Raw genomic sequence first — 14,321 nt, 5'->3', positions numbered from 1 at the left:
GCGTATGAAGTGACCCGGGTCACTGCCGTACCCATCCCCACGGCATCTCGGAGGAGCTGCAATGCGCACGAAACTGCTGGCCGGCGCCGCCGCCGCGAGTCTCGCCCTGCTCATGTTCCCCTCGTCCGCCCAGGCCAACCACAGCTGGGGCGGCTACCACTGGGCCCGCACCGCCAACCCGTTCACCCTCCAACTCGGTGACAACGTCAGCTCCCAGTGGGACTCCTCGCTGAACGGTGCGTCGACCGACTGGAGCAAGTCCACGGTGCTGGACACCAGGGTGGTCGCCGGCCAGAGCAACCCGAAGAACTGCCGCGGCACGACCGGCCGGGTCGAGGTCTGCAACTCGACCTACGGCAACAACGGCTGGCTCGGCATCGCGTCGATCTCCGTCACCGGCGGCACCCACATCACCCAGGGCACGGTGAAGCTGAACGACACCTACTTCAACACCGCCCAGTACAACACTGCGGCCTGGCGCAACCTCGTCACCTGCCAGGAGGTCGGCCACACCTTCGGCCTCGACCACCAGGACGAGAACTTCAACAACGCCAACCTCGGCACCTGCATGGACTACACCAACGACCCGAGCACCAACCAGCACCCCAACCAGCACGACTACGACCAGCTGGTGACCATCTACTCGCACCTCGACTCGACCAGCACCGTCGGCTCCTCCCCCGCCGTCGCGCCGTCGGTGGGCAACTCGCCCGAGTCGTGGGGCACCCTGGTCAGCGGCTCCCGCGCCGAGCGGCAGTCCACCTACGTCCGGCACTTCGCCGGCGGCACCGCGGTCATCACCCACGTGTACTGGGCCTGACGCGTACGGCCTCACCGCGGCCCCTCGGCGCACCGCCGAGGGGCCGCGGCGCCTGCGGAGGATCGTCGGAGGGCGGCGGTACGGTGCGGGCATGGTCACCGTCGCCGACGTCCGGGCGCTGGCCCGGACGCTGCCCCGCAGCAGCGAACACCTCATCCACGACCGGGTGAAGTTCCGGGTCGGCGCGATCGTCTACGTGGCGTTCTCCCGGGACGAGCGGACAATGGGCTTCGGCTACCCGAAGGAACAGCGCGACGGCCTGATCGCCGCCGAGCCCGAGCTGTTCTTCCTGCCGCGCACTTCCGACCTGCGCTTTCACTGGGTGTGCTGCCACACCGAGCGGCTCGACCAGGAACAGATGACCGAGCTGGTGACCGAGGCGTGGCGCATGGTCGTGCCGAAGTTCCTCGCCCGGCAGCGGCTGGGCGACTGACCGGCGCTCCCCGCACAGGCTCCCGGAGGGCGTCCGCCGGCTCAGCCGGTGGTCGTCGTCCGTCGCGCCCCCGGCGGCCAGAGCACGGTGGTCGGGATGTGGAGCTGCCGTGCGAGACCCACGGTCCGGTCGGTCGCCGCGGCATGGCAGCCGGTCTCCCCGTCCCAGACCGCCACCAGTCGGTCCACCCGGCGCAGCAGCTCCCGGTTGGCGGTCACGTAGGCCGCCGTGCCCGCGTGTCGGTGCCCGGTGTGCACCACCTCCGCCGCCCGGTCGAGCAGTTCGTCGAAGGCGGCCCGGCCGGCCGGAGCGACCGCCAGCTCGCGGTAGTCGGGGGCCGGCAGGATCACCTCGTACGCGCCGCCGGTGGCCAGCACGGCCCGGGCGAAGATCTGGTCGGCGCCACCGGCCAGGCAGGTCACGCCCCGCACCGGCCGGTCGCTGATCCGCCGCAGCTCGACCCGGAGCGCGTCGAAGACGAGCCGCTCGGTGGCGGGGGTCAGGTTGGTGTGCCCGGTGATGCCCACCCGGACCGGTGGAAGATCCAACGCCATCAGGGGATTCTCTTCCCCGTGGCCTCGTCCGACGCGCGCGGGGAGTCGCTCGAACCGTCGGGCTGACGGGGCGGCCGGCCGGGGTCGGCGGCGTCGGGGGCCAGCAGGATCATCTCGAACCCGGCGTCCGACAGCACCTGCGGCAGCGCCCGGATCTCGTCCCGGTTCTTCTCCTGGACGTCGGGGGTCAACTCGTCCCAGGGCCGCAGCGCGGGATGCCGCCGGCGGGCGTCGTCGCGCGGGTCGCCGTACACCCAGCCCTCCCCCTGGCGCTCCCGGCACCACCGTTCGTGCTCCCGGCGGGCCAGCTCGTCGACCCGGTCGTCGATCGCCCGGCCGGCGGCCGCCTCGCCGGCGAAGCCGTGCCGGGGCGCCACCACGCAGCCGAGACTCAGCAGCTTGGCGGCGATGTCCTGGACGTGGGCGCGGTTGGCCCGGCGCAACGACTCGGGCAGCCGCGCCCAGTCCACCATGGCCGGCGCGTCGCCGGGACGCGCCCCGGCGCGCAGGCGCGAGCGCAGGTACTGCTCGTGGATCTGCCGGGCCAGCCGTTCGGTGAGGTCCTCCGCGATCAGCCGGGCGTCGCAGGCGCGGGTCAGCACCGGATAGAGCTGGAGCCGGCCGTGCACCTCGTCGAGCAGGTCGTGTCGACGATCGCCGTGAAAGGCGGCGGCGAGCGCCGCCTGCCGGTACACCGGCACGAAGACGGCGCTGCCGGCCCCCTGCCAGAGGGCGGGCGTGTCCAGCGCCAACTGGAGCCCGGTGCGTTCGTCGGGCGCGCAGACGTAGATCCGGTCGTAGCCGCGGCCCAGCATCGACGAAGCGACCAGCGCGTCGAAGTCCAGGTCGTGGGCCCGCACCTGGCAGGCGGTACGCACGAACGGGTGCCGGGCGGCCGCGAGGGCGAGTTCGGTGCCGGCGTCCGGGGCCACCAGGTCCACCTGCAACGGTGGCACCGGGCGGCCGGGCGCCGCCGCGGCCTGCCGCAGCCGCCAGTGCCGGGCGCTCTCCACCAGCGCGGCCCGACGGAAGCTCCCGCCGCCCGCGATGAGCACCCGGGTGGGCCGTCCGGACGGCGACGGCAACGGGTGGTGCCGGTGCAGGGCCCGGGCGGCGACCTCGTCGACGTGGAAGTAGTCCAGTCGCAGCCGGCTGGATCCGGCCGCACCCAGCCGCCGGGCCTGCAGGGACAGGCACAACTCCGGGTCGTGGACCTGCACGTAGACGCGGGCCGGTTGGCGCCGGTCCTGGATCAGCCGGCTCGCGGCGTTGGCGATCGCGTGGTTGCGGTCGTCGTCGTCGGTGCAGGCGTACACGGTGTGGGCGCGGGGCAGGCCGGCGCCGCGGAGCACCTCGGCGCTGGTCGGGTCGCCGCTGACACCGAGGTAGCGGCGCCGCCGGTACTCCAACGGGCCGATCGGCGCGGCGCGGACCAGGACCACCCGGGTGCCCTCGGCGAAGAGCCGGTCGGCGAGCAGGTGGGCGAACTGGGAGTCGCCGCAGACCACGGCGTGGTCCCGGGCCCGCCGGGCGCGCAGCCGGCGGATCTCCGCGGCCAGCAGCAGCCGGCTCGCCTCGGCCACCGCGAGCAGGGTGAACAGCGGCGCGATGAACCGGGCCAGCTGCAACTGCCACGGGTACGGGCCGGGGTTCTGCAGGGGTTCGGCGCCGAACACGAAGAGCTGGAGGTCGAAGTAGAGCACGTCGTACAGGTCGTGGCCGGTCTCGGGACGGACCCTCGTCAGTCGCTCGAAGCCGATGAAGCCGAGCACCAGCGCGGCCAGTCCGATCACCGCGAACACCACCCGCAGCAGCCGCCCGCCGGGGCGGTACGCCCCGGGTGCCGGACCGGTCATCGACCACCTCCCTCGTCGGCGGAGCACCGCCGCACCAGTGTCACCGCCCTCGCGTGCCGGTGCCCACCCCCCGCGCCGGAACCGCCCAGCGCGCCCCCCGTTGGATCGTATTTGACGCAGTCGATCCGACCGGACCAGCGGCACCCCGGCTGATCGGCTCTTTTCCCAGGTGAACGGGGCATCCGGCGGCTCCGTTGTGGTCCACGCCGGTGGCCGCCGACGGCTACGATTCAAAGACGGCCCGGAGGTGGCGGACGAGCGGAGCCGGCGCCCGCTCCGGGGACGCCTGGCACCCAGGCCGGAGCTACCGGAGGATCAGGGAGATGGACGCACTCGAAGGTCCCCCGGCGGCACGCCCGGCCAATCCCTTCTCACCGACGGCCGTGGCCCGGATGAGCGGGCAGGGCACCGACGCGACCACCGTCGTCACCGCCGCCATCCGCGACGCGACCAGCCACCTCGACGACTACCTGCGGACCGGGGACGGCGCGGTGGTCGCGGTGGTCGGTGACTACGGCACCGGCAAGACCCACCTCGCCGGCGAGCTGCTGGCCCACGCCCACCGGGTCACCGGTGGCCGCGGGCAGGCGATCTACCTGGACGCGCCGGGCGACACCTTCCTCTCGCTGCACCGACGGTTCCTGGCCCGGTTGACCCGGACGGCGGTCCGCGACCTGGTGGAGCGCTACCGGATGGAACCGGCTGGCAGCGGGCCGGTCGAATCCACCGACCTGCTGGCCCGCCGGTTGTCCGAGGAGCTGGCCGAGGTCACCACCGACCCGGCCTTCGGCACCGCCCTGGCGATGCTGCTCGATCCGGCCACCGAGGCGGCGGGCTGGGACTGGTTGACCGGCCATCCGCCGGGGCCGGCGCTGACCGCCGCCGGGGTCACCGCCAACGGAGACGTCGAGGCGACCGCGGTCGAGGCGATGGGGGTCCTCGCCCTGCTGTACGGGCGCCGACACGAACGCTTCGTGCTGGTCCTCGACGAGCTCGACAAGATCCTCGCCGCCGCCGGCCGACCGGCGCCGGAGACGATGGCCCGCTTCACCCGGCTGCTGGGCGTCTTCACCTCGGCCGGCGCCCTGCTGGTGATCGCCGGCCTGCCCGACATGCTGCACCTGCTCGGCCCCGACGTGCGCCAGCGGATCGGGCCGATCGTGCGGATGTCCGCGCTCACCGGCGAGGACGTCCGCGCGTTCATCCGGCAGACCCAGCTGCGGGCGTCCGGCGAGGCGCGGCTCGCCCCGTTCACGGTGGAGACCACCGAATACCTGACGAACCTGGCCGACGGGGTGCCCCGGCGGGTGGTCCGGCTCTGCTACCACCTCTTCCAGCGGGCCGCGCAGGCCGGCACGCCGGTCACCCACGTGATGGTGCGCGAGGTGGTCCGGGTCCAGTTCGACCTGGCCAGCAGGCAGGACGTGGCCGCCGACGTCCGACGGGTGCTCACCCAGGACGGCTGGTCGTACCAGCGGGACCATCTGGTCGGGTCGATGCGTGACCTGCCGGTGGACTACTGGATACCGCTGGAGGAGCAGGGCGCCGGCTGTTGCGTGCTGCTGACCGAGTCGGTGCTGAAATCCGAGGAGGTCGACGAGCTGAACCGCCGGGTCGTCTCGATCCGGGCGGCGGTGCCGGACAGCGAGGTCATCCTGGTCGTCGTCGGCCACCTCCCGGCCGACTTCGCCGCGGAACTGTCCGTCACGTTCGGCGTGGAGCCGATCGTGCACGACCCGCAGTCGTTCGCCGAGGACCTCTCGGGCAGCGTGAAGGCCGCGATGCGGCGGCTCGAGGAGGCGCTGGGCGCCGACGCGCTGACCTCGGTGCGGCAGCGGGTCGAGCGGATCCACCGGCAGCAGAGCAACACCCAACGCTCCATCGAACAGCTGTCGTACCAGCTCGACGAGATCCGCGGCGCGCTGCGCCAGGAACCGGCCGGTCGGCTCGGGGCCGTACCGGACCGCCGCCGGGCCGGGTCGGCGTCCCCGCTGCCGGGGCGGGTGGCCCGGCTCTTCGTCGAGGCGATCCAGGCGCTGGACCAGCTCACCGGCTTCGAACGGCGGCTGCGGGACGCCTTCGCCCCCCGACGGGCCGGGGCCGGCCCGCTCGCCGACGGCGCGACTCCGCTGCGGTCGCTGCTGCGCTCCCGGGACGTGCAGCGCGCGGTGGGCACGTCGGTGCTGCTCCGCCGGTTGATCGAGGCGTTCCGGGACGGGGTCGAGCAGTGGTACGACAACCACCGCGCGGATCCCCAGCCCACCGACCTGGAACGGCTGGACCGGCTCTGCGAGACGTACGACGGGATCGCCGAGTTCCTGCCGCTGTTCCAGCTGGACACCCTGGGCGGCTTGACCGTCGACGACGGGGGCGACGACGGGGCCGAGCCGGCCGAGCGGTCGCGTACCTGGTCCGAGGCGCGTGCGGTCTTCGACGGGCTGGGCGGCCGGGTGCGTCAGCTGATCCTGGCCGGGCGGTGACTACCGCTCGGGTTCCAGCGTCCTCGCCGGCGGGACCTCCCGCATCCGGGGCGGCCCCGACGGGTCCGCGTCCGGGCGGGGCGCGACCGGCGGTGGTTCGCTGGGTGGCCGGCGCCGGTCGAGCAGCGCGGTGGCCACGGCGTGGATCGCGTTGATCACCACGATCGCGGTGGCCACCACCCCCACCGTGCCGGGGAAGTCCTGCTCCAGGACGAGAGCGAGGATCACCGCGGTGACGCCGTTCTGCTGCCCCCAGGCCAGGTAGAGCCGGTCGGCGCGGGGCAGGCCCCGGGTGATCGGTACGGAGACCAGCAGTTGGGCGGCCACGGCGGCCAGCCCGAGCACCACGCCGGTGAGCACGTCGACGCCGTCGACGAGCAGCAGCCCGAGCAGGAACGCGGCGATCAGGTAGGCGGCCCGGGTGGACCGGCCGACGACCGGGCCGAGGCGGGGCCGGAAGAAGAGCCCGGCGATGGCCAGGCCGAGCATGAGGAACTGCCAGGCGGCGAAGAGGACGAGGCCGACCAGCAGTGCGACGGCGAGCCAGTTGAGGGCCGGACGGGCGCCGTCGGCGCGCCGGCCGGCGGCGCGCAGCAGCCGCCACACCAACCAGGCGACCGCCGCGAGGGCCAGGTTGGCGAGCAGGTCGAGGAGCAGATCGAGCGGGCGGTCGCTGAGCGCTCCGGAGAGCGCGCCGCCGCCGTCGCCGCGCAGGTCGAGGGCGAAGGCGGAGACGTAGACGGTGAGCAGGACGGTCACCGGGTCGTCGAACGACGCCCAGATGGACAGGATCGACCGGGCCCGGGCGGAGGTACGGTCGGGGCGGCTCATCGCGGCCACCGCGAGCGGGTCGATCTGGGCCACCGCCACGCCGAGGACCAGCAGTGCCGGGTCGCGGAAGATCAGGACCATGACCGCGGCGACGAGCGCCGCCTTGGCGACCACCCCGATCGTGACGGCCAGCAGGACGGTCCGCAGGTGGGCGCGGACGTCGGTGAGGCTGATGTCCCGGGTGCTGCCGACGAGCCCGACCGCCAGCAGGAGCGAGGCGAGCAGCAGGTAGGCGGGGGCCTGTTCCAGCCCCTCGACGTGGCCGACCCCGGCCACCAGCAGGCCGGCGAGGGCGGCGGCGACCACGGCCGCTGATCTTGCCAGTACGGTCACGGCCACCCAACCGACGCGTAGATCCTGGTTGATCCGAGGAGAGGATACCGTCGCAGGGAAACCCCCCTCCATCGCGAACCGCGCGAATGATCCGCGCGAATCAGACCGGCTGCTCGGCGAGGCGCGCCGCCACTCTCCACAGAGCGTGATCGGCCGCCGCCACCGCCTCCTGGTCGAGCGTGACGCCGAAGAGGTGGTCGTCCGGGGAGAGCCGGTAGTAGAAGACCGCACCCATCTCCACGTCGAGGACCAGCCGGGAGATGTCGCCGACGACCGCCCGGCGCAGGTCCCGACCGACCTGCAATGCCAGCAGGGACAGGTCCCCGGCGAGGCGCTGGTAGCGCGACCGGCGCTCCTCGACGGTGATCCCTCGGTTGAAGAACGCGGCCAGCTCGGGGTGCTCCAGGATGTCGACCGACGCCACCTGCTCCCCCGCCCGGTGGTGGCTGAGGTAGTGCAGCCCGGCCGAGCGCAGCGCCCCCTCGAGGAGCCCGTCGGGCGCCGGCCGGCCGGTCACCCGGGTGGGGAGGTCCACGTCCTCGATCGGCGGCGGACCGGACGTCGGCGACGCGTCCAGGTCGGTGAGCCAACCCCCCGGGTTCTGCGACCGCTGCCGCAGCAGCCGCCGCAGGTCGGTCGCGAGGTGCGAGGCCGCCCGGTCGATCGTGCCCACCCGGGCCGGGTCGGCGACCGCGTCCGCGCCGGCGTCCGGTACGGCCCCGAAGCCCACCACGTGCTCGTTGGCGACCACCGAGTTGCAGAAGACCAGCCCCGACCGGGTCTGGGCGACCGTGCGGATCAGCGCCCCGCTCTGCAACTCCCACAGCCGCCGGTTCAGCTCGCCGGTGCGGTACACCAGCTGGGCGCCCACCCGGCGGTACACGTCGCGGCGCTGCGCCAGGTCGGCGTCGTCCGCCGGAGGGGGCGCCGACGGGTGGGCCAGCAGGTCCAGCGCGAAGTCGAGCACCCCTGTCGTGTAGTGGGCGACGTGGTAGACGCCGAACCCGCCGAGCAGCAGCTCCCGGCAGAGGTCCCGCTTGCGCCGGAAACCGGGGACGTCCTGCTCGGCCGATTCCTCGACCAGGGCGTCGAGCAGCTCGGGATCCGTCACCACGTCACTCCCTCAGCTCTGCGGCACATCGATGTCGGTGTCGGTCAAGGCCAGGTCGACGCCGTCCGGGGCGCCGTCGCGCAGCGCCCGGAGCGCGGCGAGGTTGGCGGCGGCCTCCGCCGTGCAGGGGTGCCGCCGGCCGAGGTAGCGCAGGCACGCCCGGTGCGTCTCCTCCTGCATCGGAAGGGCGTCGTCCAGGTCGCCCCGGGCGGCCAGGTGACCGGCCTGGCTGGTGGTGGCCGCCAGCGTCCACGGGTGCACCTCGCCGAGCCGGGCCCGCAGCAGGCGCAGCCCCCGTTCACCGTTGTGGACGGCCTGGTCGAGCTCGCCCGCGCCGCGCTGGAACAGGCCGAGGTTGACCGAGCAGACCGCGGTGAAGGGGTGGCCGTTCTCCAGCTGCCGCTCGTAACCGCGCAGGCAGCGCATGGCGTGCTTCACGGCGATCCCGGCGTCGCCGGCGCGGTAGTAGTCCGCGGCGAGGCTGAGCAGGCTGGCCCGGGTGAGCGGGTGGTCCTCACCGAGGTGCTCCCGGTAGCCGCGGAAGGTCTCGGTGCTGCGCTTCTTGGCCGGGATGGTCAGCCCCAGCCGGCGCTCGGTGACCGCGAGGCTGCGGTTGACCCGCAGCTCGTCGAGGACCGGCGCGCCCGGCAGTTCACGCACCCGGGCCAGCGCCTCGCGCAGGGTGGCCAGCGACCGGTCGTACTCGCCGGCCTCCCGCTCGAAGCTGCCGACCTGGCACGACGCCCGCCAGGTCCGCGGGTCCTCCGGGCCGAACAGCACCATCCGGCGGTCGCGTTCCAGCCGGGCCAGCCGCAGCGCCTCCCGCGCGTCCCCGGTGAGCAGGAAGGAGATGGCGAGGTTGTTCACCGCCATCCGGGTGTTCGGGTGGTCGTCACCGACCACCTCCCGGAAGCCCTTGAAGGTGGCCTGGTCCTCGACCAGGGCGTCCTCGAAGCGGCCCAGCCCGCGCAGGTCGCCGCCGCGCCCCCGACCGGCGATCAGGGTACGGAAGTGCCGCAGGCCGTAGCTGCGGCGCTGCTCGGCGAGGACCCGCTCGTCCAGGCGCAGCGCCTCCTGGTAGTGCCCGAGCGCCCGGTGCAGGTTGGCGGTCTGGACGAAGAGCCGCATGCCGAGCTGGTCGAGTTCCTCCGCCACCTCCCAGCGCTGGCAGGCCTGCTCGGCCAGCCGCAGCGCCGACTGCCAGACGTCGCTGTCGCTGAGCAGGAACAGGTGGCGCAGCTGCTTGACCACCCAGTGCCGGACCCGCCGGTCGTCGGAGTCCAGCGCCCCGGAGGGGACGAGGTGCCGTTGCAGCTCGTCGAAGACGCCGGCGTAGCGGACGTCGTCGGCCTCCGGGTCGGTCGGGGCGTACCCGGCCAGTCCGTGCAGGACCTGGCGGTGCCGCTCGTGCCGCTGCGGGGCGGCGATCCCCTCCCGCAGCAGGACCTGGATGGCCCGGTGCATCCGCAGCGACGCACCCTGCCCCCAGTCGACGTCGTAGAGCGCGAAGCGGGCGCCCACGGCGAGCACCAGGTCGATCTCGCCGGCGTTGAGCAGCAGCTCCTCGGCGTCGACGCCGGCCGCGGCGGCGAGCTGGGTGAGCATGGCGGTCGACCGCAGCAGCGGCAGCCCGATGCCCTCCGGGGAGAGGAACGCGCTGAGCTCGGCCAGCCTGGTCGCGAGCTCACCGAACTCGGTGTGCCGCAGGGTGCCGAGGGTGATGTCCAGCACCCGCGCCACGCTGGACGTGTGCGAGCCGGGGATCCGCTCGTCCGGGTCCTCGTCGGAGCGACGCTCCAGCCGGGTCAGCAGCTCGACGACGCAGCGGCCCACCGCCTCCAGGTTGGGTACGCCGTCGCGCTCCAACCGCCGGGTGCTCTCCCGCATCCAGGCGGTGGCCAGCCGCAGGGCCAGCGGGAGGTGCTCCAGCGCGACCGCGATCGAGCGGGCGTCCTCGGTGCTGATGCCGAGCACCCGGCGCAGCATGGCGACGCTCTCGTCGCCGGTGAACGCCGCGACCTCCAGTGGGGACGGCAGCCCCGAGGAGCCGTCGTCGCGGGAGGTGATCAGGGTGTGCCCGGCGCCGGCCCGGGGCAGCAGCCCGGTCAGGACGTCGGCGTCGTCGGCGTTGTCGTAGATCAGCAGCCACCGCGAGAAGGCGCCGCGGGGCGCGGAGAGCGCGTCCAGGGCGGCTTCCGCGGCACCGGTGCTGTCCACCGCCTTGATCTCCTCGGCGAGCGCACCGAGGCCGGTCTGGACGGTTTCCCGGTCCTGCGCCGGGATCCACCAGACCACGTCGTAGTCGTAGGCGAAGCGGTGGGCGAACTCGCGGGCGAGCTCGCTCTTGCCGACCCCGGCGCCACCGGTGAGGGTGACCGGCCGGCTGTCGTTGACCAGGTGGTCTCGCAGCCGTTCGAGGTAGTCGTCCCGGCCGACGAAGGAGGGGTTGCGCGGCGGCAGGTTCGACCTCAGCCGCCGGTCGGCCTCGGCCGGGAAGCGGGGGACGCTGCGCACGTCGCCGGCCGGCTGGCCGGGCGCGACGAGGCCGAGCTGGCTCAGCAGCAGCGACTGCGCGCGGGTGGCGTCCGCGCCGCGCAGGTCGATCACCCGCTGCGGGTCGAACCGCTCCCGCCACCGGTCGCCGGCGACCAGCACCCCGAGCACCTCCGCGGGCGGGTGGGCGGCGCCGGGGTGCAGGCCGGCGAGGTCGGCTCCGGCCGCGGCGGCGAGCTCCGGCGAGAGCACCGCCAGGACGGTCGCGTCGGCGTCGAACGCCGGGTCGACGCCGGGCCGTACCACCCGTAGGTGCGGCCGGACCCCGGCCCGCCGGAGCTGCCCGGCGATCCAGTCCGCCCAGGGCCGGTCGGCCGACTCGTACGCCACGGAGATGTCGTCCGGGCGCTCCGTCGTCTCCAGCTGTACGCCCCGCCGGTAGCGCTCGCGGATCCGCTTCGGCACGGGCGCCGCCCGGTCGACCGTGCCCTCGCTGATCCACGCCGCCACCCGCTCGTACGCCGCCAGCAGGGTGGTCTCGTCGCCGGGCTCGTCGGCGAGCACGGCCAGCACGTCGTCGTAGGTGTCGTAGTCCTGCTCGGGCAGCTCGACGATGTCCACCGTCGCGGTGGCCGGCGCACCGGTCGCCGGCTCGGCGAGCAGGGTGGCGAAGGCCCGCCACGCGGAGTCGCGGGTCTCGCCGTGCCACGGCTCGGACAGGTCCCGCACGGTCGGCGCGGCGAGCACCCGGATGCCCCCGGTCGCGTGCAGTTGCAGCTGCCCGGCGAGCCCGGCGGCCTGCTGCATGGCGGCCCGGCGGGGCGGTACGCAGACCACGGCGACGTCGCTGAGCACCGCGCTGTAGGTGATGCCCGGCAGGGTCAGGTCCACCGGGGTGTCGATCAGGACGTAGTCGTAGGCCGCCTGCTGGAGCAGCTGTCGGACCCGCGCGGCGTCCCCCGGGGGCAGGCCCTGGGCGTCGGCGCCGAGACCGACCATGGCGAACCCGGCGCTGGAGCCGGGCAGCGCGTACCGGTAGATGGTGCCCTGTTCGGGGGCCGCCGGCGCGATCACCGCGGCGGGACGCACCGGCGGGGCGTCCGGTGCGGGGGTCAGCAGGGTGGCGAGTTCCTCGCCAAGCACCCGGGCGGCCGGGGCGGCGTCCACCTGGAACGAGCGCAGGTAGTCGTAGACGCGGGGGGTCTTGGCGCACCAGTCGACGGCGAGCACCCGCTTGCCGTTGCCGGCGAGGATCCACGCGACGTTGGCGACGGCGCTGCTGCGCCCGGTGCCGTTGGCTGGCGCCACGAACGAGACGATCGTGGCCGCGCCGGGTGTCTCATCCCTGCTGCTGGTCATGGCTCTCCCCGGTGCCCGGGCGGTGGTGCGGGTCGCCGGCGGGTGCGGGCCGCGGCGCCCGTGGGGTCAGTCGTCGCCATCGAGGGCGCTCTCGAAGCCGGCGTACTGGTCGCCGGGGGCGGAGCCGCGGCGTTCCAGGCGGCGCAGCGCGGCGACGAGGACCGCGCTCGGAAGGGCGTCGAGCTCGGCGAGGTCGAGCTCGGTCAGGTCGATCAGATCCGATCGGACGTCGTCCTTCCCGGTGTCCATCCCCCGACCACCGCCTGTCTGCGCGTCGTGCCCGTCCGTCCTACCGCCGGGCATGCCATCGACCGGTGGCCAGATCCGCTGAGTGTCATCATGATAACCGTGCGCCGCACCCCGGGAGGCCACCCGGACGGCGGCACGAGCAGGGACGACAGGCCCACCGCGCGGCGGTCCGGCGACCGTCCACACCCCACTGAACGGCATTTGTCGATGTATGCTCGTTGCTCGGCAGGTGGCCGGTGTCGGCGACCGACAGGACGGCGGAGCGTCTGATGCCCGGATCGGTTGGCGGCCAGTGGCCCTGTGGCGGCACCGCAGCCCGCCCCGCGCCGCCGGGCAGGTCCGTCCCCTTCAGACAGTTCGTGGTGAAGCTGCACAGTCGATGTGACCTGGCCTGCGACCACTGCTACGTGTACACGATGGCGGACCAGCGCTGGCGCTCCCGCCCCCGGTCCATGTCGGAACGGGTGCTGGCCCTCACCGGGGAGCGGATCGGCGAGCACGCCCGCCGGCACGGCCTGGACCGGGTGGGCGTCATCCTGCACGGCGGGGAGCCGCTGCTGGCCGGCCCGGCGGGCGTCGCACGCGCCGTCGCGCTGATCCGGAGCGGCGCCGCACCGGCGGTGGCGCGGGTGACGGTGCAGACCAACGGGGTCCGGTTGGACGACACCTTCCTGCGGCTGTTCGACCGCCTCGACGTGCGGGTCAGCGTCAGCCTCGACGGGGACCGGACCGCCCACGACCGGCGCCGGCGCGGTCCCGACGGGCGGGGCAGCCACGACCGCGTCCAGGCGGCGCTGCGCCGGCTGACCGCCTCGTACCCGCGGCTGTTCAACGGTCTGCTCTGCACGGTGGACCTGCGCAACGATCCGGCCACCACCTACCGGAGCCTGCTGGCGTACGACCCGCCGACGGTGGACTTCCTCCTGCCGCACGGCACCTGGACGGCCCCGCCCCCGGGCCGCCCACCGGACCCCCGGCAGGCTCCGTACGCGCGCTGGCTGACCGCGGTCTTCGACGAGTGGTACGCGACCCCCGGCCAGCGCACCCGGGTCCGGCTCTTCGACGAGATCATCCAGCTGCTGCTCGGGGGCGCCTCACGGCTGTCCGGGGTGGGGACCAGCCCGGTCGCCGTCGCGGTGGTGGAGACCGACGGCGCGATCGAGATGGACGACACCCTCGGCGCCGCGCACGCCGGCGCCGGGCGGACCGGGCTGCACGTCGGCCGGGACACCTTCGACGCCGCGCTGGCGCAGCCGGGGATCCGCGCCCAGCAGGCCGGGGTGGCCGGGTTGCCCGCCGAGTGCCGGGCCTGTGACCTGCACCGGATCTGCGGGGGCGGCCTCTACACGCACCGCTACCGCGCCGGTGCCGGCTTCGACAACCCGTCGGTCTACTGCGCCGACCTGTACCGGCTGATCAGCCACATCCGCCGCGCGCTGCGCCGGGACGTCGCCGCCCTGCGGGGAGCGGTGCGGTGATCCCGACCGGGCACCGGATGCCCCGCGCGGTCCTCGACGAGCTGGCCGCGGGCCGGGGCGGGCCGGACGCCGTCGACCGGCTGCGGGCCGCCCAGCACAGCAAGAACCTGCTGCTGGTGCGGGCCGTGGTGCTGCTCGCCGGCGAGGTGGGTCATCCGGACCGGACGGCGGTCGAGGCGGCGTACCGGGCGTTGGGTCGGCTGCGCGCGGCGGACCGGGCGGCGGCGCTGGGTCATCCGCCGGTCGCCGCGTGGGCCTTCGGCACCGCGTCGCTGCTGCGCCGGGGCGGTCGGCCGGCCGGGTACCCCGGCCTGCTCGCGGCGG

At 74.3% G+C, this 14,321-nt stretch carries 11 protein-coding genes; 5 read left to right on the top strand and 6 right to left on the bottom strand.

Features of this window, described 5'->3' with window-relative positions:
• Window positions 1-61: 61 nt before the first annotated feature.
• Window positions 62-820, top strand: coding sequence for a zinc metalloprotease (locus V6U81_RS21150; RefSeq protein ID WP_334491601.1), 759 nt, complete (start codon window positions 62-64; stop codon window positions 818-820).
• Between the two features lie 91 nt (window positions 821-911).
• Window positions 912-1,253: an MmcQ/YjbR family DNA-binding protein gene (locus V6U81_RS21145; RefSeq protein WP_334491600.1), complete on the top strand. Its 342-nt coding sequence runs from the start codon at window positions 912-914 to the stop codon at window positions 1,251-1,253.
• Window positions 1,254-1,294: 41 nt separating this feature from the next.
• Here V6U81_RS21145 and V6U81_RS21140 read toward each other — a convergent pair whose 3' ends face one another.
• Together V6U81_RS21140 and V6U81_RS21135 are read right to left on the bottom strand one after the other, a co-directional pair.
• The gene (locus tag V6U81_RS21140; protein ID WP_334491599.1) at window positions 1,295-1,807 is read right to left on the bottom strand and encodes a hypothetical protein; all 513 of its coding nucleotides are present in this window, start codon (window positions 1,805-1,807) and stop codon (window positions 1,295-1,297) included.
• Window positions 1,807-3,663 carry a RyR domain-containing protein gene (locus V6U81_RS21135; RefSeq protein WP_334491598.1) on the bottom strand — a complete coding sequence of 619 codons (1,857 nt, stop codon included), beginning with the start codon at window positions 3,661-3,663 and terminating at the stop codon, window positions 1,807-1,809. Before V6U81_RS21135 ends, V6U81_RS21140 begins: the two co-directional genes overlap by 1 nt.
• Before the next feature lie 323 nt (window positions 3,664-3,986).
• Between V6U81_RS21135 and V6U81_RS21130 the strand changes: the two genes are divergently transcribed.
• Window positions 3,987-6,143 (top strand): AAA family ATPase, encoded by a 2,157-nt coding sequence (locus V6U81_RS21130; protein WP_334491597.1) that lies wholly within the window; start codon window positions 3,987-3,989, stop codon window positions 6,141-6,143.
• Here the strand turns inward: V6U81_RS21130 and V6U81_RS21125 are convergent, their stop codons facing one another.
• From V6U81_RS21125 to fxsA, 4 genes are all read right to left on the bottom strand, one after another.
• On the bottom strand, window positions 6,144-7,313 hold the full coding sequence (locus V6U81_RS21125) for a hypothetical protein (protein ID WP_334491596.1): 1,170 nt from the start codon (window positions 7,311-7,313) through the stop codon (window positions 6,144-6,146).
• 94 nt (window positions 7,314-7,407) lie between these two features.
• A complete protein-coding gene (locus V6U81_RS21120) occupies window positions 7,408-8,418 on the bottom strand; it encodes a hypothetical protein (RefSeq protein WP_334491595.1) in 1,011 nt (336 codons plus the stop codon).
• 12 nt (window positions 8,419-8,430) lie between these two features.
• Window positions 8,431-12,270, bottom strand: a complete 3,840-nt coding sequence (gene fxsT, locus V6U81_RS21115) for an FxSxx-COOH system tetratricopeptide repeat protein (protein WP_334491594.1) — start codon at window positions 12,268-12,270, stop codon at window positions 8,431-8,433.
• 66 nt (window positions 12,271-12,336) lie between these two features.
• Entirely contained in the window at window positions 12,337-12,519 is a 183-nt protein-coding gene (gene fxsA / locus V6U81_RS21110; RefSeq protein WP_334491593.1) for an FxSxx-COOH cyclophane-containing RiPP peptide, read from the bottom strand.
• 269 nt (window positions 12,520-12,788) lie between these two features.
• Here fxsA and V6U81_RS21105 point away from each other — a divergent pair, with 269 nt between their 5' ends.
• Window positions 12,789-13,997, top strand: coding sequence for an FxsB family cyclophane-forming radical SAM/SPASM peptide maturase (locus V6U81_RS21105; protein ID WP_334491592.1), 1,209 nt, complete (start codon window positions 12,789-12,791; stop codon window positions 13,995-13,997).
• A partial coding sequence (locus tag V6U81_RS21100) for a hypothetical protein (protein WP_334491591.1) occupies window positions 13,994-14,321 on the top strand: 328 nt, incomplete at its 3' end. The genes V6U81_RS21105 and V6U81_RS21100, both read left to right, overlap by 4 nt.

This window comes from Micromonospora lacuserhaii, assembly GCF_036902735.1.
Classification (GTDB): Bacteria; Actinomycetota; Actinomycetes; order Mycobacteriales; family Micromonosporaceae; genus Micromonospora.
The sequence above is the reverse complement of the archived record's forward strand: the minus strand, read 5'-3'. Positions and strand labels throughout refer to the sequence as shown.

Bases quoted from the DNA above. Each gene is read 5' to 3' on its own strand.
- fxsA (WP_334491593.1), bottom strand. From the start codon at position 12,519: ATGGACACCGGGAAGGACGACGTCCGATCGGATCTGATCGACCTGACC.
- V6U81_RS21145 (WP_334491600.1), top strand. From the start codon at position 912: ATGGTCACCGTCGCCGACGTCCGGGCGCTGGCCCGGACGCTGCCCCGC.
- V6U81_RS21130 (WP_334491597.1), top strand. From the start codon at position 3,987: ATGGACGCACTCGAAGGTCCCCCGGCGGCACGCCCGGCCAATCCCTTC.
- V6U81_RS21150 (WP_334491601.1), top strand. From the start codon at position 62: ATGCGCACGAAACTGCTGGCCGGCGCCGCCGCCGCGAGTCTCGCCCTG.
- fxsT (WP_334491594.1), bottom strand. From the start codon at position 12,270: ATGACCAGCAGCAGGGATGAGACACCCGGCGCGGCCACGATCGTCTCG.
- V6U81_RS21135 (WP_334491598.1), bottom strand. From the start codon at position 3,663: ATGACCGGTCCGGCACCCGGGGCGTACCGCCCCGGCGGGCGGCTGCTG.
- V6U81_RS21105 (WP_334491592.1), top strand. From the start codon at position 12,789: ATGCCCGGATCGGTTGGCGGCCAGTGGCCCTGTGGCGGCACCGCAGCC.
- V6U81_RS21140 (WP_334491599.1), bottom strand. From the start codon at position 1,807: ATGGCGTTGGATCTTCCACCGGTCCGGGTGGGCATCACCGGGCACACC.